This is a genomic window from Pseudomonas sp., from assembly GCF_032058845.1.
Taxonomy (GTDB): domain Bacteria; phylum Pseudomonadota; class Gammaproteobacteria; order Pseudomonadales; family Pseudomonadaceae; genus Aquipseudomonas.
Window position 1 is genome coordinate 9,074 of the sequence record NZ_DAMCCR010000042.1, and the last position, 24,718, is coordinate 33,791.

Genomic DNA, 24,718 nt, shown 5'->3' on the forward strand with positions numbered 1-24,718 from the left:
GCAAGCGATTGGCCGGGTAGTCATCGACTACCAGCACGCGCAACCGCGCCTGAGCGCCAGCCGGCTGACGCGGCTCCTCCAGGCACCCGGGCACGCGCGCGTGGGCCAACGGCAGGTCGAGGCGAATACGCACTTGCGTGCCCTGCCCCGGCGTGCTGTGCACGTGCAGGTCGCCGCCCATCATCTCGCACAGGGTCCGGCTGATGCCCAGCCCCAGGCCACTGCTGTCTCGGGGTGACTGCTGCTGGTTGCTGGCCTGGCGGAACGGCTGGCCCAGCTGCGCCAGTTCGGCCGCAGCAATGCCCACACCGGTATCCCTGACCCACACCTCGACCTGCACACGTGAGCCGTGCACCACCGCCTGCAGCGTGACCTCGACGCGGCCACGCTCGGTGAACTTGATGGCATTGCTCAGGACATTGGCCAGCACCTGCTTGAAGCGCACCGGGTCCAGCATCACCGGGGCCTGGACCACATCGGGGGCGTGCAGGTGCAGCGCCAGGCCCTTGTCGCGCGCGCGCTGCTCGAACAGTTGCAGCACGCGCGACAGTTGCTCGCGCAGACACACCGGCTGAGGCGTCAGGTGCAGGTGACCGGCCTCGATGCGCGAGATGTCGAGAATGTCGCCGATCAGCTCAAGCAAGCCACGCGCAGCCTCGGCGGCCACGTCGACCGCCAGGGCGTCGAGCTCGCCTTGCTCGGCCTTGAGCTGCGCCAGCTCCAGCATGCCGAGGATGGCGTGCAGTGGCGTGCGGATTTCGTGGCTCATGGTCGTGAGAAAACAGGTCTTGGCCTGGTTGGCGCTGTCGGCCGCCTGCTTGGCGTTGCGCAGGGTGACCTGCAAACGGGCCAGGTAGCGAATCCACAGCAGCGCCAGCGAGAGCAGTGCCAGGACCAGCGTGAAGCCGAACAGGAGGCGCCGCCGATAGCGCAACCAGAGGCCGTCGGCGACGATCAGCGGATCGCGCCAGCGGCGCACCAGCAGCTCGCTTTCGTTGGGGCTCAGGCTCAACAGGGCCTTGTTGATGATGCCTTGCAGGGCCACGGCGTCCTGGCGGCTGGCCAGGGCAAAATGCGCCGGGGCCAGGGCCAGGCTTGCGCTGATCTGCAAGCGCCCCGGGTACCAGCGCGCGATCAGCGAGCGCGCGTCTTCCAGGGTCAGCACGGCGCCGGCCACCTGGCCGTTGGCCAACGCGTTCAGCGCGTCGAGCGGGCCATCGAACGCTTCGCTGGACACCTGCGGATAGTGCCGCTGCAGCACCTCGAGCACGGCACTGCCCCACACCAGCGCGACCCGCTGCCCGGCCAACTGCTCGAAACGACGTGGTGCGGCCGGTTCCTGGCGAGTCACCAGCACCCGTGAAGTGCTCAGGTAGGCTTGGCTGAACGCCAGCATCCGCTCCAGTGCCGGGCTGCGCGGCACCCCGGCGATCAACTCGGCATCACCGTGTTCGAGACGCGCGACCATCTGGCGCAGGCCGGTGCCGGGCTGGACATCGAACACCAGGCCGGTGCGCTGGCTGATCACGTCCAGCACATCCAGGCTCAAGCCTCGCAGCTGGCCTTTGGCGTCGCGAAAACTCAGGGGCACCAGTTGCTCATCGACCAGCACCCTGACCCGCCTGTGGTCTTCCAGCCAACGTTGTTCGGCCGGGGTAAAGGCCAGACGCTGCGCAGCGTCTGGCAGTTCCAGCAGCGGTCGCCAGCGCTCGCGGATGCGCCCATGCTGGTGGCTGTCGATGGCCGCCAGCGCGGCGTTGACGCGCTCACCCCATTCGGACCCTTCACGCACGGCAAAGCCGATGTCCTGAGCCGGCAACGAGGCCGGGCCGATCACCTCGACCTTGCCCAACAGGCTACGCCCGAGCAGGTAGCGGCCACTGAGCGCATCGCCCAGGTAGACATCCGCCTGACCGAGCGCGACGGCGGCCAGTGCACTGAAGGGCGACGGGTGCAGACGGATCTGCGCCGTTGGGTAATAGGCGCTGATCTGTGACAGCGGCCGGTAGCCCTCGACCATCACCAGGCTGAACGGCTGGGCGGCACTCAGGCGCGCCTGGCTGGGCGCGCCCTGGGCCATCAGCAGCGGCTGGTCACGCGCGTAACCCCGGGACAGGCGCAGCCCGGCCCGGCGCGCCTGGTGGGTGGTGATCGACGCCAGCAGGTCGACGGTGCCGACGCGCAGCGCCTGCGCCGCGGCCTCGAACGAGGCGAACACCTGGATGCGGACGCTCAGGCCCCACTGCTCAGCCAGCAACTGCGCGTAATCGGCGCTGATGCCTTCATACGCGTGATCAGGCCCGAGGATATCGAACGGTGGGTTGTGCTGCGCCAACACGCCCAGCCGCACATGAGCGGCGGCAGGTGTCTGCCCGAGGTGCGAGGTCGGCAGCGCCTGAGCAGCGCTCGCAGCGGGTGGCAGCCCGTCGACCTCAGGGGCTCCTGCGGCCGGCGCGTTCGAGGTCAGGCACAGCAGTGCCAGCAGCACCCAGACCCGAGCGCGCGTCACAGGCGAAGGTCAGACAAGCCGGTTGCGCCGTGCAAAGTCAGCCAGATCGATCAGCGAGCTGACCCGCAGTTTTTCCATCAGGCGGCTCTTGTACGTGCTGATGGTCTTGTTGCTGAGCAGCATGGCCTCGCCGATGTCCTTGTTGCTCAAGCCCCGCGACAGGTATTGCAAGACCATCAGTTCGCGGTCGGTCAGCGAGGCGATGCAACACGCTTCGCTGGCATGCAGGTCACTGCGGTTGACGGTGCTGAGCGCGACTTCGGGAAAGTAGCTGTACCCTGACAGCACTGCGCGCACGGCCTTGCTCAATTCACCGAGGTCATCGGTCTTGGACACGTAGCCGGCCGCGCCCGCTTGCAGACAGCGCAACGAATACGCCTCGGCCAGCAATGAGGTGAGCACTACAGTCTTGGCCGGGTGCTGCAAGGCCTTGAGCCGCGCGATCACGTCCAGGCCGTCCAGGCCCGGCATGGCGATGTCGAGAATGATCAGGTGCGGGGTGTGCTCACGGGCCAGGCGCAGGGCATCGATGCCGTTGTCGGCCTGGCCGACGATCTCCAGTTGCTCCTGGCGCAACAGCATGCACACCGTGGCTCGAATGAACGGGTGGTCGTCGACCACGACGGCTTTGTACATGGGGCATCCTTATCGAGGGGTGGCCTAGAGTTCCGCGTCGAAGACCACGGTCACCTTGCCGTTGTAGCGTTCGCCTGGGCGGCTGAGCATGGGCTTCAGGTCGGCCTGGGCAACATCGAAATGCACCTCGCCGGGGCCATTGGCGGTGAACAACTGGCCCTCGAGCAGCAGCGCAGCCGCCCGGCCTGTACCGATCGGACGCCGGTTCGCCGTCTGCCAGCCGTTCTGATCACGCACGCCCCAGGGCATGGTGACGGCGACCTGGACCGGCACGTCCTCACCGCGCCCATTGCGGATCGCGCAGCGGTCGCCGACGTCGTATTCACAGCGTTTGTAGACGCGGAATGGGCCGGAAGACCAGATCCGCAACGGCATATCACTGGCAAGCTTGGGCGGAACGTGCCCGCCCTCAAGCCAGGACGTCCAGCCGCCAGGGGGTTCGAGCGTGACAGTGTCCGAATTTGGGCCGAACTCGACGCGAAACTCGTGCTGGACCTCCAGCTCGATGTTGAACGTCACGCTGGTGTCGGTCACCGAGTCGACATTGTCGCCGAAGTCGAATTCGCCGCCGGCGCCCACCGAATAGGTGATGCTGCCGCGATACCTGCCCGGGCGCAGGCGAAACGTCGGTGGCAGGCTCAGGGTGTACGCCATGCTCATTTCCGAGACTGTGACGACTTCGCGAAGGCCTGTGGTAGACCAATCAGGCCGCGTGGTGCAGAGGGCAGGCCAAGCGAAGAAACTCCATTGCGTCACGAACTCGTTCGATGACGCCCACCTTCCCGGTTGAACCTGACAGTTGCCCGACTTTCGATAGCGCGTGGCCGCGGGGTTGCGCTTGGGATCGGGGCTCGCAACGCGCTGTGAGAAGACGTTGAAGTTCAACGCGACCTCATGGGCTTCGCCGGTCTGCTCGTGATAGACCCAGCTGTTCTTGGCAGCAGGAAATGCGACATAGAAATTTTCTCGTTCAACGTCTGAAACCTTGGATTCCTTGCTGTAGCCCAGCGGCACCGTAACCGAAGGCCTGCGATTGCACACGGAGGGGAAAAACGCACACATCGACGCGGGTGGCGTGGTGTGCTCGAACTGTTGTGAGCTTTCGCCCAGGTACCGCGCGCTGAGCGTTACCTCGACCGCCCGCAGCGGCTGCGCCGTCAGAGACAGCAACACCACGCCCAGCAGAGCACTGCGCCAAGACCAGGAAGCGCTCATCCCTGCACCCTCATCTGCTGGCGCTGCGCCCCTTCCTGCAGCTCGAACTGAAACACGTCGCCCGGCTGGCCTTCTATCTGCCGCGTGCGCCCTGGCAGGACATGATGCTTGGCGGCAGGGCCGCACTGCTGGTCGGCGATCTTGCAGATCCGGAAGTGGTCCAGCACCACGGCGGCGTTGCCCTCGTTGGCCACGCTGAGCGTTCCGGCGTGGGTGCTGGTGCGGGTGGCATAGTGCGGCTCGTCTGGTCGGACGAAGAGAATCGAACCGTAACCGGCCAGCACCGTGACACCGGCCTTGAGGCTGTCACGGTAGGCATCGGCCTGCGCCTGGTCCATGGCAAAACCATCGTCGACCTCAGGCAGCACCGGGATGAAACGCACCCGGAAGTAGCGCTCCTGTGCGCGCTTGCCACGGTAGAGAAAACGCACCGATTGCAGCCCCCGCGCCGGCACGATCAGCCGCGCAGGGCTGACCAGCAAAGCGCGCTGATCGAGCGGCAGGGTTTCCAGGCTGACCTCACGGGCATTGCCCTGTTCGTCATAGACCAGCTCCGCGGCGCTGATCTTGACGAACGCAGTGGTGTCGCCGCCATTGCGCACGCGCTTGAGCAAGGTGCTCTTGCCGCTGTCGATGTAGTTGTACAAGCCGCCGATATTGAGTTCCGGCCCAGCCTGAGCGCCCAGTGGCAAGAGCAATAACAGCAACAGGCATTTGAGGGTTCTTGTCATGCTGACCTCGAGAAAAAACGTGGAGAGCTGCGCAGTTTCACTCTGTTCAATTCCGGTAAGGGGCGCGCACCGCCGCTTACTCTGTTTCCCTGTGCAATCAGGGAAATCTCCTACATACGAAGGGTGTTTTGATGCTTGTTGGTGGCCGTTTTCAGAGGCAAGTGCTGGGGTCAGCGAACCTGTCGAGCGTGCGGCGCTGATCGCCCAGGGTGGTTCAGCAGCAGGCCTGTTGCGCAGCGACACGCGTGCAGCGCAGATCTTCAAGCGCGCAGCAATGGCAGGTTCCTGGCCCACGGCATGGGGCCGACTCCCAGGACACCTGCCGGCGTAGCCAGCGTGCATCAGGTCCCCCCTGCAGGGCGCTGTCCGTTCACATCCGCCAGGCTCTGTGGCCGGCATCGCTGGTCACCCGCCATCAGCACGTCGTTCTCCCGCGTCAGCCGCTCGGGCTGAAGGCTGAGCAGGCACACCGCGTTGCCGGCCAGGCGCACTTCCAGCACGGGGGTCGATTCGCTCATCTCCACGGCAAAGTAGCCGCCCGGCTCGCTCACGGTGCGGCTGGCGTGGTTGATCAACTGCGCGCCGCTCAAACCGGCACCGTGCTCATCGACCAGACGGCCGAGCACCGTGACCGTGCGCATCACCCGCACTTGGCGGTACTCGATGCCGCCGCGATTGAGGTGGTAGTCGAAACCGTTGGGCTGAATCACTGCCGACGGCGCCTGGCTGTCCTTGAAGTCGACCTGCACCTGGCCGGGGCGATAGGCCGCCACCGGCACCACATTGCGCCCAGGCCGGAGGGTGGCGCTCATACCCTGAAAATCGTCGGCGCGCAGTTCCAGGTCGTCGATGTCCGATTCCACATCGACGATCAGCCCTGCTTCATGGGCGAGAAACTGCCCGCTGGCGGCGAACTTGCCAGCGCCCAGTGCGACCACGCTCTGCAGGTTGAGGCCGGCGCTCAGTTCACCGTTGTACGAAGACGTCTGTGCGTACGCGTCGCCGTTGAGCTGACTGCTCTCGAACTGCGCGGTGCCGCCCACCCCCGTGCCATAGCGATCCACACTGGCGGTCGCGCCGAGCGTGCGGAGTGCGCCGTAGTCGACATCCTGCTGATAGGCCAGCGACAGGTTCTGGTCGCGCCCGCCGTCGCGCGAGGTCCGGCTGCCAAGGGTGGCGGCCAGACGCCGGCCCGGGCTGCCCAGGCTCATGCTCAGGCTGAAGTTGACGCCCCGGTTGCGCGCCTGGCCGGTGCTGAGGCTGCCAGGGCGATCGAACACCGAGAAACGCCAGCTGGCATTGGAGCCGGCCAGGGTGGTGAACTGGGTCCAGCCCAGGTCCACCCCGAGGCCCGCACTGACGCCCGTGTCATGGGACAGGCGCAGCGTTGCGGTGCTGCGCGAAGACAGGCGCTGGCTGATCGACAGCGAAGACTGGCTGACCTCCTCCTGCCTGGCAAACGGCCCGACCGCAAAGCGGTCAGGGCTGGCCCACGAGCGGCTGTGGCTGAGCACCACGGAGCCCGAATCGTGGCTGAAGATGCCTTGCAGGTCGTAGCCATTGCCCAGGCCACGGGTCTGGTTGAGGTTGCCATACAGCTTGAAACGGTCGCGTACCTCCCAATCCAGCGACGTGGCGTATTGCATCGCGTCGTCCACGCGCTGCGCCGACAGCCCCAGCACGGCCCGTGGGTGCAGGAGGTAGTTGACGATGGCGCCGCCGCTGAGGCTGTCATGCTCGCTGTCGTCCCAATTGCTCAGGGCGCTGGTCTGCTGGCCCATGAACAGGTTGTAGCGCCAGCGGCTCTGGCTGTTGCTCCAGTTCGAAGGCTTGTAGATGAAAGCCTCGCTGCGCGAGGTCTCCTGACCGTCCTCGATCAGGCGCACCTCCACCTGATAGATGCCACCAGGCAGCACGCGGGTGTCGAGGGTCTGCAAGCCTGGCTGCACGGGCTGGCTGTTGATCAGCACGCCGTTGCGGTAGATCTCGGCGATGCCCTGGCGGTTGGGTGTGACGTAGACCGGTGTGGAACTGGGTTCGCCGCTGTCGATCAGCAAGCTGTCGCTGCTGCCGAACATCAGGCCCAGGGTGGTATCGGGGCTGTTGCCCAGCAGGCGCGGCTGGCGGGTCAGGCCTTGGGCGCTAGGGGTGAAATAGCCCAGGCGATAGAAATGCTCATCCACCAGTCGCTCGGCGTAGAGCTGATCGAGCCGGTAGCGCGTGCCATCGCGGACATCGCTACCGCGGTCCAGTTGCGCGTCGGCCAGGGTTGTCCATGCGCCGAAGCTGCCTTGGCCTTGCACCGCATAGCGGCCGTTGGTCTGGCTGCCATTGCCCACCAGATTGAGCTGATTGCGCAGCAGCAGGCCATAGCTGCCGTGCTCGGGCAGGGCGTGATAGAGCGCGGCCTCACCGGTCTGCTCGACCGCGCCGGTGACCAGCGAAAGCTGCGAATTGACCAGGCTGTAGTGAATGGCGCGCAGATCGTCCGGACACTCTGCCTGGCACTCGCCGAGCGCCATGCCCTCTTGCAGACGCCGTTGCCAGCGACGACGCACCGTACTGGGTTCGCGACTGTCCTGGGTGTCGGTGAACTCGAGCAGTTGTACGCGCTCGTCGCGACTCAGAACCACCATGGCGTCACCCAGGTAGCGCCCATCGAGCTCGACGCGCACGGCCAGCGGCACGTCGAAAAAGTGGCTCTCGAATTCGCGCGGCAAGCCCTTTGCCTGGGCCAGCGTGCCCAGTGCCATCGGCGCCCGGCTGGCCGAAACGGGCGTGGCAGCCAGCCCCGCAACCACGGCCAGGCACAGCCAGCCGGGCGGAATAATGGAAAGAAATCGGCTCATGGCCCTGCCTGTAGGCAATGCCCTGCCCGGCCCAGTGGCACGGGCCATGGGCAGGGAGGACAAGGGGATAGAAAGGCGTAAGGGGCGTTTGGGTTTACGGCGCGGTTTCAAACATCATGCTGACCAGGCCCTGATAGCTGCCTGGGGTGAAGGCGCCGCCGGCCGGGGCCTTGGCGGTGATCACGAAATCCATCATCGCCCCTGGGTTGGCCTGGGCGGCGGTGAGGATTTCCTGCGGCGCGATGTCCAGATCGGTCGCACCGACTCTGACGTTCAGATCGATGGCGTCCACGCCGCTGGTAATGACGGGGGCATTGAGCAGGTAGCCGGTGATGTTGCCGACGGTGCTCTTGGCCTGCAACTGATGACGGATTTCACCGAAGGTGGCTTTGGTCGGGTTCCATGGCAGTTCCTGCGGATCGTTCATCCAGTCGCTTCCGACCGGTTCGACGTAGAACTGGCCCGTCGGGACGACGGCTGTGACCTGAACCTGCTTCTCGATGGGGTCGGGCGCGGCAAAGGCAGTGCTGACGAAAGCCAGGGCCAGAGGAAGGGCAAGCAACGTACGTTTCACGAATCTGATCTCCTTGAAGGGGCGTTTGCCAGGAGACATCCCGGCAGGCAAGGAGAGTATTCAGGGTGAAGGCACCCGATTGAGTAAGACCGTTCCGACCGAGCTTCGGAAATTTCCCAGCGCCAGTTTATGGCCATCATTCAGACACAAAAACGCCCCGGCGAGCGGGGCGTTTCGTGTTCAACGTGTGACGATCAGTGCGACACCGCCCCACTGGCGCCCAGGCCGGTCTGCGAACGTACGAACTGCGGGAAGAACAGCGCGCGTTCCTTCTCGGCCGCTGCGGACTTGTCGGTGATGGAGAAGAACCAGATGCCGACGAAGGCGATCAGCATGGAGAACAGTGCCGGGTACTCGTAGGGGTAGATGGCTTTTTCATGCCCGAGGATCTGCACCCAGATGGTCGGGCCAAGCACCATCAGGCCCACCGCGCTGATCAGGCCTAGCCAGCCGCCGATCATGGCGCCGCGGGTGGTCAGCTTCTTCCAGTACATCGAGAGCAGCAGCACCGGGAAGTTGCAGCTGGCGGCAATGGAGAACGCCAGGCCGACCATGAAGGCGATGTTCTGCTTCTCGAACAGAATGCCCAGGCCGATGGCCAGCACGCCCAGCGCGACTGTGGTGATCTTCGAGACGCGGATTTCATCCTTGTCGTTGACCTTGCCCTTGCGCCAGACGCTGGCGTACAGGTCGTGCGACACCGCCGAGGCACCGGCCAGGGTCAGACCCGCCACCACGGCAAGAATGGTGGCGAAGGCCACGGCCGAGATGAAGCCGAGGAAGATGCTGCCACCCACGGCGTCGGCCAGGTGCACCGCCGCCATGTTGTTGCCGCCGAGCAAGGCGCCTGCGGCATCCTTGAAGTCCGGGTTGGTGCTGACCAGCAGGATCGCGCCGAAGCCGATGATGAAGGTCAGGATGTAGAAGTAGCCGATGAAGCCGGTGGCGTACAGCACGCTTTTGCGCGCTTCCTTGGCGTCAGACACGGTGAAGAAGCGCATGAGGATGTGCGGCAGGCCGGCGGTACCGAACATCAGCGCCAGGCCCAGGGAGAACGCGGAAATCGGGTCTTTGACCAGCCCGCCAGGGCTCATGATCGCTTCGCCCTTGGCGTGTACCTTGATCGCTTCGGAGAACAGCGTGTTGAAGTCGAAGCCCACGTGCTTCATCACCATCACGGCCATGAATGTGGCACCGGAAAGCAACAGCACGGCCTTGATGATCTGCACCCAGGTGGTTGCCAGCATGCCGCCGAACAGCACATACATGCACATCAGGATGCCGACCAGAATCACCGCGACGTAGTAGTCCAGGCCGAACAGCAGCTGGATCAGCTTGCCGGCACCGACCATCTGCGCAATCAGGTAGAACGCCACCACGACCAGCGAGCCGGAGGCCGACAGGGTGCGGATCTGTTTCTGCCCGAGGCGGTAGGAGGCCACGTCGGCGAAGGTGTACTTGCCCAGGTTGCGCAGGCGCTCGGCGATCAGGAACAGGATGATCGGCCAGCCGACCAGGAAGCCGATGGAGTAGATCAGGCCGTCGTAGCCGGAGGTGAACACCAGCGCGGAAATGCCCAGGAAGGACGCCGCCGACATGTAGTCCCCGGCAATCGCCAGGCCGTTCTGGAAGCCGGTGATGCGCCCGCCGGCGGCGTAATAGTCAGCCGCCGACTTGTTGCGCTTGGAGGCCCAGTAAGTGATCCCCAAGGTAAACAGCACAAAGGCCAGGAACATGGCGATGGCCGCCACGTTCAGCGGTTGCTTGTGCACTTCGCCGGTGAGCGCATCGGCAGCGAAGGCAGCCGGCGCCAGGGCGCTGACGCTCAGGGCGGTCAGAGTGGTGGCAATGCGCATCATGGCTGCACCTCTCTGAGGATGGCGTTGTTCAGGTCATCGAACTCGCCGTTGGCACGGCGCACGTAGATGGCGGTGAGGATGAAGGCCGAAACGATCAGGCCGACGCCCAGGGGAATGCCCCAGGTGATCGATGACGTTGGGCTGATCTTGGCGCCCAGCAAATGCGGGCCGTAGGCGATGAGCAGGATGAAACCGCTGTAGAGGCCGAGCATGATCGCGGAAAGTATCCAGGCGAAACGCTCACGTTTACGCACCAGTTCCTTGAACCGCGGACTGTTCTGTATCGAGAGATAAATGCTGTCGTTCATTGTTTTTGTCCTAGCAGCACAGATGAGGGAAAACCCGATTCAACTTTAGGCCCGCCGGTGTAACCAACCAGACGACCTTAGTCTTAGATGCAACGGTGTGTTGCGAGTCCGGTAACAAAACCCGGCGCTGCAACTGCCGGCAATCAGGCGTTGCAGCGTCCTGCAACGCTGCGACCTCACGCCACTGCGACCTTCGTCGGCACTGACGCAACTGCCCCTGGCATGCCAGACTCCACGCCTCTGAGCCGAGTGTTTTCCTGCCCTGCGGAGTTGTCATGTCGTTGTCCAGCGGGCTGATCGCCGTCGTCGCCCTGGCCTATATGGCCATCATGTTCGCCATCGCCTTCTACGGTGACCGGCGCAGCACGCCCCTGCCCCCGCGCCTGCGCGCCTGGGTCTACAGCCTGTCGTTGGCGGTGTACTGCACCAGTTGGACGTTTTTCGGAGCTGTGGGCCAGGCCGCCGAACAGCTGTGGGCGTTCCTGCCGATCTACCTGGGGCCGATCCTGCTGCTGATCGGCGCGCCGTGGGTGGTGCAGAAGATGGTGCTGATCAGCAAGCAGGAAAACATCACCTCCATCGCCGACTTCATCGCCGCCCGCTATGGCAAATCGCAAACCCTGGCGGTGGTGGTGGCGCTGATCTGCCTCGTCGGCGTGCTGCCCTACATCGCCTTGCAGCTCAAGGGCATCGTGCTGGGCGTCAACCTGCTGATCGGCGCCAGCGCCGATGCCACCGGCACGCGGGTGCAGGACACCGCGCTGGTGGTCTCGCTGGTGCTGGCGGTGTTCGCCATCGTCTTCGGTACGCGCAGCCTGGACGTCACCGAGCACCACCGCGGCATGGTGCTGGCGATTGCCTTCGAATCGCTGGTCAAGTTGCTGGCGTTTCTCGCCGTGGGCGTGTTCGTGGTGTTCAACCTGTATGACGGCTTCGATGACCTGTTCGTCCAGGCCCGGCAGTCGGTGCACCTGGAGCACTACTGGGAAGAAACCATCAACTGGCCATCGATGATCGTGCAGACCTGCGTGGCGATGATGGCGATCATCTGCCTGCCGCGGCAGTTCCACGTGACCGTGGTGGAAAACATCGACCCACACGATGTGCGCATGGCGCGCTGGGTGTTCCCGTTGTACCTGGCCCTGGCCGCGTTGTTCGTGGTGCCGATCGCCCTGGCCGGGCAGATGCTGCTGCCAGGCACGGTGATGTCGGACTCGTTCGTCATCAGCCTGCCCCTGGCCGAGGCGCACCCGAGCCTGGCGCTGCTGGCGTTCATCGGCGGTGCGTCGGCGGCCACCGGCATGGTGATCGTCGAAGCGGTGGCGCTGTCGACCATGGTGTCCAATGACATGCTGCTGCCCTGGCTGCTGCGGCGTAACAACGCCGAGCGCCCGTTCGAGGTGTTCCGCCACTGGATGCTCTCGGTGCGCCGGGTGACCATCGTGGTGATCCTGCTGCTGGCCTATGTCAGCTATCGGCTGCTGGGCTCGACGGCAAGCCTGGCGACCATCGGCCAGATCGCCTTCGCTGCCGTGACCCAGCTGGCGCCGGCAATGATCGGCGCGTTGTACTGGAAGCAGGCCAACCGCCGCGGGGTGTTCGCCGGGCTGGCCGCCGGCACCTTCCTCTGGTTCTACACCCTGGTGCTGCCGATCACCGCGCACAGCCTGGGCTGGTCGCTGGGGTTGTTCCCTGGGCTGGAATGGCTGCACGGCAACCCCTTGAACCTGCCGATCAGCCCGCTGACCCAGGGCGTGGTGCTGTCGCTGGCCGGTAACTTCACCCTGTTCGCCTGGGTCTCGGTGCTGTCGCGTACCCGGGTCTCGGAGCACTGGCAGGCCGGACGCTTCATCGGCCAGCAGAGCAGCGCACGGCCGGGCAGCCGCTCGCTGCTGGCGGTGCAGATCGACGACCTGCTGAAGCTGGCGGCGCGCTTCGTCGGCGAAGAGCGCGCACGGCAGAGCTTCATGCGGTTTGCCCAGTTGCAGGAAAAGCGCTTCAACCCCAGCCAGAACGCCGACGGCGACTGGATCGAGCACACCGAGCGGTTGCTGGCAGGCGTGCTCGGCACCTCGTCCACGCGCGCAGTGGTCAAGGCCGCCATCGAAGGCCGCGACATGCAGCTCGAAGACGTCGTGCGCATCGCCGACGAAGCGTCCGAGGTGCTGCAGTTCAACCGCGCATTGCTGCAAGGGGCCATCGAGAACATCAATCAGGGCATCAGCGTGGTCGACCAGAACCTGCATCTGGTTGCCTGGAACCGCCGTTACCTGGAACTGTTCAACTACCCCGATGGCCTGATCGGCGTGGGCCGCCCCATCGCCGATATCATTCGCTACAACGCCGAACGCGGGCTGTGCGGCCCGGGCGAGGCGCAGGTGCACGTGGCGCGGCGCCTGCACTGGATGCGCCAGGGCCGGGCGCACACCTCCGAGCGACTGTTCCCCAATGGCCGGGTGATCGAGCTGATCGGCAACCCGATGCCCGGCGGCGGCTTCGTCATGAGCTTCACTGACATCACCCCCTTCCGCAACGCCGAGCAGGCGCTCAAGGACGCCAATGAAAGCCTCGAACAGCGCGTCGCCGAGCGTACCCATGAGCTGTCGCAGCTGAACCAGGCGCTGTCTGAAGCCAAGAGCCAGGCCGAGGCCGCCAGCCAGTCGAAAACGCGCTTTCTCGCTGCGGTCAGCCATGACCTGATGCAGCCGCTCAACGCTGCGCGGCTGTTTTCCGCAGCGTTGTCGCAGCAGGACGACGGCATGACCGCCGACGCCCGGCAACTGGTGCAGCACCTGGACAGCTCGCTGCGCTCGGCCGAAGAGCTGATCAGCGACCTGCTGGACATCTCGCGCCTGGAAAACCGCAAGATCACCCCGGACATCAAGCCCTTCGCCCTGAGCGAGCTGTTCGACACTCTGGGTGCCGAGTTCACTGTGCTGGCGGCCGAAAAACAGCTGGCGTTTCGCCTGCGTGGCAGCCGCCTGCGAGTCAGCAGCGACATGAAGCTGCTGCGCCGCGTGCTGCAGAACTTCCTGACCAATGCCCTGCGCTACGGCAAGGGCCCGATCCTGCTGGGTGCGCGGCGTGATGGCGAGCGGCTGTGGCTGGAGGTCTGGGACCGTGGGCCTGGCATTGCCGACGACAAGCTGCAGGTGATCTTCGAGGAGTTCAAACGCCTGGACAGCCATCAGACCCGCGCCGAGAAGGGTCTCGGGCTGGGCCTGGCGATCGCCGACGGCCTGTGCCGCGTGCTCGGCCATGCGCTGCAAGTCCGCTCGTGGCCGGGCAAGGGCAGTGTGTTTCGCGTCGGGGTGCCGATCTCGCGGGCGCCGGCGGCGCTTGCTGCGCCCCTGGCCGAACAGAACGGCCAGCCGCTGGCCGGACTGCAGGTGATGTGCGTGGACAACGAAGCGAGCATTCTGGTGGGGATGACCAGCCTGCTCAGCCGCTGGGGCTGTCAGGTGTGGACCGCTGGGAGTCGTACCGAGTGCCAGGCGTTGCTCGATGCGGGCGTGCGCCCGCACCTGGCGCTAGTGGACTACCACCTGGATGAAGGCGACACCGGCACCGAGCTGATGGCCTGGTTGCGTACCCGCCTGGGTGAACCGGTACCGGGCGTGGTGATCAGCGCCGATGGGCGCAGCGAAACCATCGCCCAGGTGCATGCGGCAGGCCTGGACTATCTGCCCAAGCCGCTCAAGCCGGCTGCATTGAGGGCACTGCTCAATCGCCACCTGAGCTTGGTGCATTGACGGTGCGGGTGGGTGCGTTGCCGGCGCATCGCTTGGTTGACAGCTGATGCATCAGGTTCAGACCCGCGTCGGCTGCGTTGGGAGCACTGCTCAATCGCCATCTGAGCTGGGTGCACTGACCGTCTCTTGAGTCAGGGCTCTTTCCAGCAAATCGGCCGGCAGGCTTTTGCTGGCCCGCGCGCCGAGCAACTTGAGCTGCTCGCTGCGGCTGACCAGGTTGCCACGGCCTTCGCAGAGCTTGTTGCGCGCGGCCGCGTAGGCCTTGTCGACCTGCTGCAGACGGTTGCCCAATTCGTCGAGATCCTGGATGAACAGCACGAACTTGTCGTACAGCCACCCTGCCCGCTCGGCGATCTCCCGGGCGTTCTGGGTCTGCCGCTCCTGCTTCCACAGGCTGTCGATGACCCTCAGCGTGGCCAGCAACGTGGTGGGGCTGACGATCACGATCTGCTTGTCGAACGCTTCCTGGAACAGGTTCGGCTCGGCCTGCAGTGCCGCCGAAAAGGCCGCTTCGATGGGTACGAACAGCAGCACGAAATCCAGGCTGTGCAGGCCTTCGAGCCGGTTGTAGTCCTTCCCGGAAAGGCCTTTGACGTGGCTGCGCAACGACTGCACATGCTGCTTCAGGGCGGCCTGGGCGCGGCCGCTATCGGCTTCGCTGACGTACTGCTGGTAGGCGGTCAGGCTGACCTTGGCATCGATGACCACTTGTTTGTCGCCCGGCAGCAGGATCAGCACATCGGGCTGAAAGCGCTCGCCGTCGGCGCTTTTCAGGCTGACCTGGGTCTGGTATTCGCGGCCCTTCTCGAGGCCTGCATGCTCCAGCACCCGCTCCAGAATGAGCTCGCCCCAGTTGCCCTGGGTCTTCTGGCCCTTGAGGGCCTGGGTCAGGTTGGTGGCTTCGTCCGACAAACGCTGGTTGAGCTGTTGCAGGCGCTCGAGCTCCTTGCCCAGCGAGAAGCGCTCGCGGGCTTCCTGTTGATAGCTTTCCTCGACACGTTTCTCGAAGGCGTGAATGCGCTCCTTCAGGGGGTCGAGCAATTGGCCCAGGTGCTGCTGGCTGGTCTGGGCAAAGCGCTGTTCGCGCTCATCGAAAATCTTCGTGGCCATTTCTGCGAACTGCGCGCGCAGGGTATCGCGGGCTTGTTGCAGGTCTTCCAGGCGCTGCTGGTGGTTTTCCTGCTGCTCGCTGAGCTCCGTTTCCAGACGTGCAGCGTGCGCTTCGAGCCGGCGCAGTTCGGTTTCCCGGCTGCCGCGTTCGAGCTGCCAGGCGTGGGCGGCGTCGCGAGCGTTGTCGCGTTCGATCTGCAACAGTTCCAGCTCGCGGTGCTGGGCTGCCAGGGTGGCCTGCTTGAGGCCGTTGGCTTCGCTGAGGTCGCTGACTTCATCGCGGCTGGCCTCAAGCTGGGCCTGCAGCCCAGCCTGGGCCAGCTGTGCGCTGCTCAACCGCTCGGCCGCCAGGGTGTTGTCTGCCCGGGCGGCGGCCAGTCGGCGCTGCGTCTGCAAGGCCCAGCCCAGGCACGGGATGGCAGCGACGATAAAGCCCAGCAGGATGCTGGTGAGGTCCACAGCCATGACGACTCCAAAGGCTTGCCAGGGAAAAGCGCCCAGCTTATCAGCTCGGCCTTGGCCGCACCTGCCTGCGCAGGCTCATGGCGTGTGGCTGAGCCGTGCGTAGGCGTCCTGGGCTTGCGGGTCGCCGGCCCGTGCGGCCTGGCGCAGCAGTTCGTGGCCGATGCGGCGGTCGCGCGCGCCGCCGCAGTCATGGCAGAGCAAACGCCCCAGGCGGCTTTGCGCCACTACCACGCCCTGACGGGCAGGCTGCTTGAGCAGGCGGCCGGCGAAGTGCTTGACCGTGGGCCTGGTGCCCAGACGGGGACTGTCGAGCAGCCACAAGGCTACCTTCAACGAAAGACGTTCAGGCGCGCGGGCGACGGGGGAAGTAACGCTGGGGGTGGTTTTATCGCGAGACATCATGGGCGAGGAGCAACAGCATTTTGGAAAAGCGCGCCACTCTACTCTTTTTTGCGACCAAAGGCTCGGGGCCATTCATCCGCGCAGGGAAAAACCTTGATGATCATTTCTTGACGTTTTTTTGTGGCCTGCTGTGAGGGAGTGATCGAGGCCAGCTTCTCTCCACCCCGATTCACGAACCTGTAAAGTGCCCGTGCTAGAGCAAGCGCCTGCGACAATCCACAGAAGCTGTGGATAACTCGGTGGACAACCCTCCTACCAGGCCCGCAAACCCTTATGGAATGGGGCTTGTAGTCAAACTGACGATTTTTTCACCAGCAGAAAATAGTGTTTTTTTTCATTGACTTAAGGATGCAGTCAAGGCATTGGCGAATGGCCATGGCCCCGCTCGCTGTGTAAAACACTTGGCACAACCGATGTGCACAAGTGCGGCTGCGTGGCTGATTTTACGCAGGGCTGGGGCTTTGAAGCGCAATACGGCGATGCCAGGGGCCTTTTCAGGCCTCGCGTTTGGCGCCATAATGGCCGGCTTTCCGCAGCTGTAAATAATCCTTGCCCAAGATGATCTTGTGAGGTAAGGTGCCCCTCGTTAGTACCCAAGCAGAACGTCAATTCCAATCGCCGTGTCCTTGCGATCTTTGTTGTCAACCCTGACACCCTCGCTGAAACCAGGACCGGACGCACTCGATGATTTCCCTCACAGCCCATCGCTGATGCAGCGCGAATCAACTGAATAATTGATCGGGATCTTCACCAGTGGCATGAACCTTAGCCCTGGATTGTTGCCCACCTTCCGAAGTACCTACCAGTCAGCCCAGCGCACCTTTAGCTAGCGCCTTTCTGGCTGCTTTTGTTCCAGCCAGGTTTTTCGCCGTTTAATAATGGCGTCACTGGAACGTTTATATAGTGCACGGATCGAATCCCGTGTCTTGAGCAGGAACCTCAAAAAAATGACAACTCATCATATCCAATCCGCCTTCGGGACCCTTTCCCAGGCATTCGCTCCACTGACTTGCCTGATCCTCGCCCCGCGCAAGGACAGTTTCAGCTTTACCCTGGTCGACGAGAACGGCATCGCTTGCCACACCGAGCGCTTGTATGTCGAACAATACAGCACCGCAGCCCCGCTGCAGGCTGTCATCGACCGCGCCCGTCAATCGCTGACCGCATGACCGGCGAATGCCTGGCCATTCAGCCACTGAATGCCAGCGACCGTTAACTGCCTGATGCCCCACGGGTTAATCGCCAATGAGCATATAGCCCGGATCGTCAGGCAGTAATCGATTTAAAAACAGCCCTTTACCGCATGGTTATCACACTACACTTCAACTCGAGCGGTGCTCACCGCTTCCGACGGGCCTGATTCTTCTCCTGCTGCCAAGCCCCCAGCGTCCGTCGGCACTTATCGAGTGCGAGGGCAATATGGGTATCGCTGCCAAGGAGTTGAGCCAGTACGTCATCCGACCGACTCTGGTCTACCTCAATCGACATTGTGCCAGCGCCGAAGCGCTGCTGCTGGGCGTGGCCGCCAGCCAGTCCGCCCTCGGCTCAGCCCTGCACGGCCGCCGCGGGCATGGCCTGTACCGCATCGATGAAAGCCGCCACACCTCGCTGTGGGATCATTTCCTGGCGCGCGATCCGGACATGGCCAGCCTGGTCCGCGGGCTTGCCAGCCAACATGCCTTTCTCGGCGGTCCGCACCTGGAACTGACGGTCAATCTGCGTTACGCCACGGCCATTGCCTGGATGATGATCGAACAACAGACCCCGACATTGCCGGCTGCCGATGACGTCATCGGCCAGGCACGCATTTGGCGACAAATATTCAGCCCCCATGGTCGCCTGCGGGATTTCCGGAATGCGTGGGAAAACTGCGTAAATTCGACGATTTCACATGCTATTTAAGAAGCGTCCTACAAACCTCACAGAAACAGGAACGTTCTGGTCGGATTGTCCTACAAAAACACTCGATCGTCCGCGATAACAGCGCTGGCGCGGCGTGATTTTTGTTGGTAGCGTTTCGCCCCGGAGATCCCAAGGAGTTTTCTAATAATGAAAAAAGTAATGCTCAAAACCTCCCTCGGCATGGCCGTTGCCTTTGCATCGACCCAGCTGTTCGCCGCCGGATTCGCGCTTAACGAACAAAGCGTCAGCGGCATGGGGACAGGTTTCGCGGGTCGTTCATCCGCTGCCGACGATGCCAGCACCGTGTACGGCAACCCTGCCGGCATGTCGCGACTCAAACGCCAGCAAGTCACCGTCGGCGGCGCGGCGGTCATCGCCAAGACCGACATATCGGGGCCCGGCAGCAACCTGGGCGGGGAAACCGATGGCGACATGGTGCCGTTCGTGGGTGTACCCATGGGTTACTACGTCCGCCCCATCGATGACCACTGGAGCGTCGGCTTCGGCGTCTACGTACCTTTTGGCCTGGTAACCGATTACGGCAGCGACGACGCTGCCCGTTACTGGGGCAAGAAAAGCCACGTCGAAGTCATCACCTTCCAGCCCACCATCAGTTATGCCTTCAACGACAAGGTCTCGATCGGCTTCGGCCCCACCTTCAACCGCATCGAAGGCGAACTGGGCTCGAACCTCATCAACCCGCGCTCGCCGGGCCGCAATGATGGCGAAGTCAAGATCAAAGGCGATGACACGGCGGTGGGCTACAACGTCGGCCTGCTGGTCCAGGCGACCGATCGCACACGCGTCGGCCTGACCTACCACTCCATGGTGGACTACAAGCTTGAAGGCAAGACCCGGGTCAATTCCACGACCATCGGGCCGCTCAGCGGCAGCAAGTTCGATGCCTCGCTGAACATCAAGACGCCGGAATCGGTCGATCTGTCGGTCACCCACGAGCTGGATGACCAGTGGACACTCTATGCCGGCAGTACCTGGACGCGCTGGAGCCGCCTCAAAGACATCACCGTGCAGAACGATGTGCCACGGCCGTTGCTGGGCTCGCCCTTCAATACCATCAAGGAAGACCAGAACTGGCACGACACCTGGGCACATGCCGTCGGTGCCTCGTACAAGGTCAACAAGGAATGGACGCTGCGCACCGGTTTCTCGGTTGACCAGTCACCGACCAACAACCACGATCGTTCTCCACGCATCCCCACTGGGGATCGCAAGATCTTCAGCATGGGCGCCGGCTGGAGCCCGACCGAGGACATGACCATCGACGTGGCGTACTCCTACCTGTGGGAAGAAGACACCAAGGTCAACCTGGCCAGCGCCACGAAAGGGCGTTACCAGGCCAAATACGAAAACAGCGCTCACGGCCTGGGCGCCTCGCTCACCTACCGCTTCTGAGTCATCGCTACCCCTCAAAAAGCCGCCTTCGGGCGGCTTTTTCACATCTGCACGGGCCAGCGCGGCCCAATGTGCTGGTGGAGGTAATCCATGAACAGCCGAACCTTGAGCGTCAGCGCAAAGCGATCGGGCACGCACAGGTAGACATTCATCGGCTCGGTCTGGGCATAGGCCTGCCCCGGCTGGCATGCCTCGAACAAGGGCACCAGGCGCCCGGCGTCCAGGTGGGGCCGGGCGATGAAGTCAGCCAGCCGTACGATGCCGCCATCGTGCACGGCCATGTGCGCCAGCGCATCGATGTCATCGCTGATCAGCACCCGGTCGAACTCCGCCTCGAAACGTACTCCGTCACGTACGAATCCCCAGCGCAGAAAGCGGCCATCGGCGGGATAGCGAAACGCCAGACAGCGATGCTCGCGCAAGGCCTCCGGCGTGGCGGGACGCCCCGCCGCCGCCAGATACCCTGGCGATGCACAGCAGGTGAAGGGAATTCGTACCAGCGGCCGCGCCAGTAGATGGTCATCGAGTTGCGCGTCGATGCGCACGCTGAGGTCGACCGCTTCGCGGTCGTGGTTCACCTTGCGGTCAGTCGTTATCAACTCTATCGAAAGCCGCGGGTAGCGCTCGCTGAAGGCCGGAATCAGCGGCGCCAGTACATGCCGGCCGAACGCCGAGGTCGAAGCAATGCACAGCCGCCCTTCCGGCTCGCTGTCAGCCGTGGCGATGGCATGCCCGGCCAGACTCAGCTCTCGCTCTACGTGCCGCACACGCTCGTAATACAGCGCGCCTGCGGGCGTGAGCGTCATGCTGCGGGTGGTGCGCGAGAGCAGGCGCGCTTGCAGATGCCGTTCAAGGCGCGCCAGGGTCTGGCTCACGGCTGCCGGGCTCACGCCAAGCTCACGCGCCCCGCCGGCGATGCTTCCCGCCTCCACCACCTTGATGAAACTGCGAATCGCATTGAGCAGGTCCATGCGGGTCCGTCTCTGTTATTCGTAAGTTTCCCTTTATAAAGAACTCACACCAACAGGTCTACTCCGACCCATGGCCCTGGGCTAACCTGCCGTTCACCTGGATTCTGGAGGCTACCGATGAGCGATCAAGTACAACGCCGCACCAAGCTGCATGCCAACGCCACCCCTTATGTGTTCGCGTTCTACATGTCATCGATCATGGCGCTACTGATGTGTTTCGTGATCACCGCTGCCAACGCTGGAATCAACGAGGCTTATCTGGGCAATGTGCTGAAGGCTTACCAGTTGGCGATGCCGGTCGCCTTTCTGTGTGTGCTGGTGGTGCGGCCGGTGGTCATGCGTTTGGTGATGCTGACAGTACATCCGCGCTGAGCAACGGGCCGCAGGCGGTCAAGGCTTGGACGCAATGGCCTGGTCAATGGCCGCCCTGAACTGCGGATCGTCGGGCTTGGTCAGGCTGGAAAACTGGCCGACCACCTTGCCTTGGCGGTCCACTACGTATTTGTAGAAATTCCACTTCGGTGCGGCGCTCTGCCGAGCCAGCTCGGCAAACAGCGGCGTGGCATCGGCGCCGCGTACGGCCTGTTCCTTGCTCATGGTGAAGGTGACGCCGTAGTTGGCGTAGCAGACCTTGGCAGTCTGGGCGCTGTCGGCGTCTTCCTGCTTGAAGTCGTTGGACGGCACACCGAGCATTTCCAGGCCCTTTCCGTGGTACTGCTGATACACCGCTTCGAGCCCTTCGAACTGGGGCGCGAACCCGCAGTAACTGGCCGTATTGATGACCACCAGCGGCTTGCCGGCATAGCGCTCGCAGAGGTCGATCTGCCCCTTGCCACGCAGCTCCGGCAGGCTGCCCTGGAGCAGCGCCGGGCAGTCAGCGCCCCAGGCAGAGGCGGCTGCCGCCCAGGCCAGTACCGGTACTGCCAACCATCGTGCCTGCTTCATGTACCAATCCTCGTGTGTGATGAACCTTGCAGGGTAGCGGCTAACACTGGCCCATGCCCAGTTGCATCAGCGCCAGCCCGCCTCGCTGCCAGCCCCACCATGCCAGCAGCAGCAACAGCAGCGCGCCAGCGACACACCCGACGCCGATGCACGCAGGTCTCATGCCGGCACCTGCAAGCGCGCCACAGGTTGCTCGCGCACCGGCCAGTTCAGCGCTGCGGCCAGCAGACTGAGCAGGATCGACAGTTGCCAGACCAGGTCGTAGCTGCCAGTACGGTCGTACACCATCCCGCCCAGCCAGCCACCGAGAAATGCGCCCAATTGATGGAAAAGAAACACGATGCCGCCCAGCATCGACAGGTTGCGCACGCCGAACAGCGTTGCCACCGTGCCGTTGGTGAGCGGCACGGTAGACAGCCACAGCAGGCCCATGGCGATGCCAAACAGGTACGCGCTCATTTCAGTTACCGGCGCCCAGAGAAACAGCCCGATGACCACCGCGCGCAGCAGATACAGCACGGTCAGCAGCCGCGGCTTGGCCATCCGCCCGCCCAGCCAGCCGGCGCTGTAGGTGCCGACGATATTGAACAACCCGACCAGCGCCAGGACCGTGGTACCGATGGTGGCCGGCAGGTGCTGATCGACCAGGTAGGCCGGCAGGTGCACGCCAATGAACACCACCTGGAAGCCGCAGACGAAAAAGCCCAGCGCCAGCAGCCAGAACCCGGAATGCGAACAGGCTTCGCGCAGCGCCTGGCCCAGGGTCTGCTCCACGCCCGTACTCGGTAAAGGTCGATCACGCAGCATGCCTACCAGCGGCACGATCAGCGCCACCATCAGCCCCAGAACCAGCAACGCGGTTGACCAGCCCAACCACTGGATCAGCCCCAGGGTGCCCGGCAGCATCGCGAACTGACCAAACGAGCCCGCCGCGCTGGCAATGCCCATGGCCATGCTGCGCTGCTCGGGCGCCACGGCGCGGCCCACCACACCGAGGATCACCGAAAACGAGGTACCCGACAGGCCGATACCGATCAGCAGCCCGGCGCTCAGCGACAGCGACCAGGGCGAGTCGGCCATGCCCATCAGCACCAGGCCGACGCTGTACAGCACGCCGCCAATCACCACGACGCGCGCGGCGCCAAAGCGGTCGGCCAAGGCGCCGGCGAACGGCTGGGCCAAGCCCCAGATCAGGTTCTGCAAGGCAATGGCCAGTGCGAACACGCCGCGTCCCCAGCCGAAATCCGCGCTCATGGGCGCCAGAAACAGCCCGAAGCCGTGCCGCACACCGAGCGACAGGGCGAGGATCAGTGCAGCACCGAGCAACACCCAGCCGCTGTTGCGCCAGAGGGATGTCATTGTTGTTTTCTCCAGACTGTGCAAGACGTCGCACTGTCTCATAGGCTGGAAACGCTCGACAGTGCACGCCGAACAAATGTACCGAAATATTACTGCCGCAGCCGACGCGCAATTGGTTCGAACGCCTCGGTGGCCCGGCGTGGCAACGGATCAGGCTCGGCCTTGTCGATGGCCTGCCAGTAGCGCCACGGCACCTTGCCGGTGCCCAGTTCGTAGTCCATGCCGTCCCAGCTGTCTTCACGGAAGCTGTAGAACGCCCAGTGCAACTGCTTGCGGTCGAGCACGCTGAGGACGTCCTCCAGGTACTGCGCACACCCGGGCAGGCGCCGCATGCAGCCGAACTCCCCGACCACCAGGCGGTTACGCGGTACACCCGTCGCGGCGATCCAGTCCAGGGGCTGCTTGAGGTAGCGCGCCACGCGAGCGGCATCCCAGGGTTGCGGTGCCCCCGCGAACGGCACCGTGCCCGGATAGGCATAGGGTTTTGCCCGCAGCAGGTTGGGCGCGCTGGTCGCCGAGTACGGCTCGTACATGTGCACGCTGTACAACACGCGTGGGTCCTGGAGTGGCTGCGGCCAGTAGCTCAGCGCGTCAGCCGCTGCGTACCATCCGGCATCGAGCATCACTGGGGTGTCAGCGTCGACCTCACGAATCGCCGCCACCACCTGGCGGTAGAACGCAGGCAGGTCGCGGGTGCCGCCCTGCTTGCTGGCGTACCACGTGCGCATCGTTTCGAGGTCAGCGTGCTCGACCAGCCCGCCCTGCTTTTCCGGGGCCGGCTCGTTGATCAGGTTGTAGGCCGCCACGGCCGGATGGTCGCGCAAGGCCAGGGCCAGGTCACGCCAGAAGTCGGCGCTTTGCTGCCAGTAGCGGCGGTCTTGCCAGAGACGGTCATCGAAGACGCCGCCGTTGTTCTGCGACCAGCGCATGCCGGGCAGTGACAGCGGCGCGATGACCACTTTCAGCCCGGCCTGATGAGCGCGATCCAGCACATGCTTCAGCTGTGCCAGATCGGCGTCGACCAAGCCCGTGTACTGGTCGGCCTCGCCCAGGAGGAAATCCCGCTGCGCGGGCACCCATTTGTCGTACGACAAACGCACCCAACTGGCCCCGTAATCCGCCAGGGCCTGGAAGTAGGCCGCGTCTGGCGGCAAGCGATTGAAGCTGTTGCCGCCGTGGCGTGGCGTATCCCAGAAGTCGATCAGGTCAGCGGCCAATGCCGGGCAGGCCGCCAGGTAAAGGACGCTGGCGAATAACCATCGGATCATGACAGGCGCTCGTAGGTGGAGGAGCCTGAAGCTTACTCAACTGCAAGGGGCCAGGTTTCCATCGGACGCCTAAGGAATACGTCAGATTATTCGGCAATAACTGTCGGTTTTTTCCAGAAGATCAGATCAGTAACGCCAGGCTCAGCAATACCACCAGTTCCAGCAACTCCAGCAGCGCCCCTGCCGTGTCACCCGTGGTGCCGCCCAGACGCCGGCACATGGCCCGGCGCAGCAAGCGGTAGGCGCCCAACGCCAGCAGCAGCACCCAGACCGCCGTCCACCCCCCCATCACTACAGCCAGCGCGGTGCAACCGAGCACGATCCACAGCGCCGGTTCACGCGGCAGATGCTCGGCCAGCGCCGCGCCCAGTCCGCCCTTGCGCACGTAGGGCGTGTCGCGCAGCAGCCCGAGCAACGCCGTGCGCCCGACCACGGGCGCCAGCAGCAGCC

The 24,718-nt window shown here is 64.1% G+C and carries 20 protein-coding genes and 1 pseudogene; 5 read left to right on the plus strand and 16 right to left on the minus strand.

The annotated features are described in order from the left end of the window. The 8 genes from RT028_RS10195 to RT028_RS10230 all read right to left on the minus strand — a co-directional run. On the minus strand, nucleotides 1-2,509 hold a 2,509-nt coding region (locus RT028_RS10195; protein ID WP_312934637.1), incomplete at its 3' end, for a transporter substrate-binding domain-containing protein. Between the two features lie 9 nt (nucleotides 2,510-2,518). Beyond that, nucleotides 2,519-3,145 (minus strand): response regulator transcription factor, encoded by a 627-nt coding sequence (locus RT028_RS10200; protein ID WP_312934638.1) that lies wholly within the window; start codon nucleotides 3,143-3,145, stop codon nucleotides 2,519-2,521. Nucleotides 3,146-3,169: 24 nt separating this feature from the next. Continuing rightward, nucleotides 3,170-4,360 (minus strand): hypothetical protein, encoded by a 1,191-nt coding sequence (locus RT028_RS10205; protein WP_312934639.1) that lies wholly within the window; start codon nucleotides 4,358-4,360, stop codon nucleotides 3,170-3,172. Next, on the minus strand, nucleotides 4,357-5,091 hold the full coding sequence (locus RT028_RS10210) for a molecular chaperone (protein ID WP_312934641.1): 735 nt from the start codon (nucleotides 5,089-5,091) through the stop codon (nucleotides 4,357-4,359). Before RT028_RS10210 ends, RT028_RS10205 begins: the two co-directional genes overlap by 4 nt. A gap of 341 nt (nucleotides 5,092-5,432) precedes the next feature. Further along, the gene (locus tag RT028_RS10215; protein WP_409567226.1) at nucleotides 5,433-7,940 is read right to left on the minus strand and encodes a TcfC E-set like domain-containing protein; all 2,508 of its coding nucleotides are present in this window, start codon (nucleotides 7,938-7,940) and stop codon (nucleotides 5,433-5,435) included. A gap of 94 nt (nucleotides 7,941-8,034) precedes the next feature. Beyond that, on the minus strand, nucleotides 8,035-8,514 hold the full coding sequence (locus RT028_RS10220) for a CS1 type fimbrial major subunit (RefSeq protein ID WP_312934644.1): 480 nt from the start codon (nucleotides 8,512-8,514) through the stop codon (nucleotides 8,035-8,037). Nucleotides 8,515-8,708: 194 nt separating this feature from the next. Beyond that, a complete protein-coding gene (locus tag RT028_RS10225; RefSeq protein ID WP_312934658.1) occupies nucleotides 8,709-10,370 on the minus strand; it encodes a cation acetate symporter in 1,662 nt (553 codons plus the stop codon). Further along, the gene (locus RT028_RS10230) at nucleotides 10,370-10,681 is read right to left on the minus strand and encodes a DUF485 domain-containing protein (protein ID WP_312934645.1); all 312 of its coding nucleotides are present in this window, start codon (nucleotides 10,679-10,681) and stop codon (nucleotides 10,370-10,372) included. The genes RT028_RS10225 and RT028_RS10230 overlap by 1 nt, the downstream gene beginning before the upstream one ends. A 275-nt stretch (nucleotides 10,682-10,956) precedes the next feature. On the opposite strand from RT028_RS10230, the gene RT028_RS10235 reads away from it, so the two are divergent. Continuing rightward, nucleotides 10,957-14,433 (plus strand): NahK/ErcS family hybrid sensor histidine kinase/response regulator, encoded by a 3,477-nt coding sequence (locus tag RT028_RS10235; RefSeq protein WP_312934646.1) that lies wholly within the window; start codon nucleotides 10,957-10,959, stop codon nucleotides 14,431-14,433. Nucleotides 14,434-14,523: 90 nt separating this feature from the next. Here RT028_RS10235 and rmuC read toward each other — a convergent pair whose 3' ends face one another. Both rmuC and RT028_RS10245 read right to left on the minus strand, forming a co-directional pair. Next, nucleotides 14,524-15,894, minus strand: coding sequence for a DNA recombination protein RmuC (gene rmuC / locus RT028_RS10240; RefSeq protein ID WP_312934659.1), 1,371 nt, complete (start codon nucleotides 15,892-15,894; stop codon nucleotides 14,524-14,526). A gap of 204 nt (nucleotides 15,895-16,098) precedes the next feature. After that, nucleotides 16,099-16,410: pseudogene (locus RT028_RS10245) on the minus strand (sel1 repeat family protein); the annotation flags it as partial. A 947-nt stretch (nucleotides 16,411-17,357) separates the two neighbouring features. Here RT028_RS10245 and RT028_RS10250 point away from each other — a divergent pair. The 3 genes from RT028_RS10250 (at nucleotide 17,358) to RT028_RS10260 (ending at nucleotide 19,725) form a co-directional block, all read left to right on the plus strand. After that, entirely contained in the window at nucleotides 17,358-17,579 is a 222-nt protein-coding gene (locus RT028_RS10250) for a hypothetical protein (RefSeq protein ID WP_312934647.1), read from the plus strand. Nucleotides 17,580-17,829: 250 nt separating this feature from the next. After that, a complete protein-coding gene (locus RT028_RS10255) occupies nucleotides 17,830-18,312 on the plus strand; it encodes a hypothetical protein (RefSeq protein ID WP_312934649.1) in 483 nt (160 codons plus the stop codon). A 147-nt stretch (nucleotides 18,313-18,459) separates the two neighbouring features. After that, a complete protein-coding gene (locus RT028_RS10260; protein ID WP_312934650.1) occupies nucleotides 18,460-19,725 on the plus strand; it encodes an OmpP1/FadL family transporter in 1,266 nt (421 codons plus the stop codon). 41 nt (nucleotides 19,726-19,766) lie between these two features. On the opposite strand, the gene RT028_RS10265 is transcribed toward RT028_RS10260, so the two are convergent. Next, nucleotides 19,767-20,696 (minus strand): LysR family transcriptional regulator, encoded by a 930-nt coding sequence (locus tag RT028_RS10265; RefSeq protein WP_312934651.1) that lies wholly within the window; start codon nucleotides 20,694-20,696, stop codon nucleotides 19,767-19,769. A 117-nt stretch (nucleotides 20,697-20,813) separates the two neighbouring features. Between RT028_RS10265 and RT028_RS10270 the strand changes: the two genes are divergently transcribed. Beyond that, complete coding sequence (locus tag RT028_RS10270; protein ID WP_312934652.1) at nucleotides 20,814-21,068, plus strand: DUF2798 domain-containing protein; 255 nt, start codon at nucleotides 20,814-20,816, stop codon at nucleotides 21,066-21,068. Nucleotides 21,069-21,086: 18 nt separating this feature from the next. Here the strand turns inward: RT028_RS10270 and RT028_RS10275 are convergent, their stop codons facing one another. From RT028_RS10275 to RT028_RS10295, 5 genes are all read right to left on the minus strand, one after another. Beyond that, nucleotides 21,087-21,641, minus strand: coding sequence for a glutathione peroxidase (locus RT028_RS10275; protein ID WP_312934653.1), 555 nt, complete (start codon nucleotides 21,639-21,641; stop codon nucleotides 21,087-21,089). A gap of 40 nt (nucleotides 21,642-21,681) precedes the next feature. Beyond that, a complete protein-coding gene (locus tag RT028_RS10280; protein ID WP_312934654.1) occupies nucleotides 21,682-21,804 on the minus strand; it encodes a hypothetical protein in 123 nt (40 codons plus the stop codon). Continuing rightward, nucleotides 21,801-23,000, minus strand: a complete 1,200-nt coding sequence (locus tag RT028_RS10285) for an MFS transporter (RefSeq protein ID WP_312934655.1) — start codon at nucleotides 22,998-23,000, stop codon at nucleotides 21,801-21,803. Before RT028_RS10285 ends, RT028_RS10280 begins: the two co-directional genes overlap by 4 nt. A gap of 89 nt (nucleotides 23,001-23,089) precedes the next feature. After that, complete coding sequence (locus RT028_RS10290) at nucleotides 23,090-24,202, minus strand: glycoside hydrolase family 5 protein (protein WP_409567227.1); 1,113 nt, start codon at nucleotides 24,200-24,202, stop codon at nucleotides 23,090-23,092. Between the two features lie 187 nt (nucleotides 24,203-24,389). Beyond that, nucleotides 24,390-24,718, minus strand: a 329-nt coding sequence (locus tag RT028_RS10295) for an adenosylcobinamide-GDP ribazoletransferase (RefSeq protein WP_312934657.1), incomplete at its 5' end; no start/stop codon positions are given.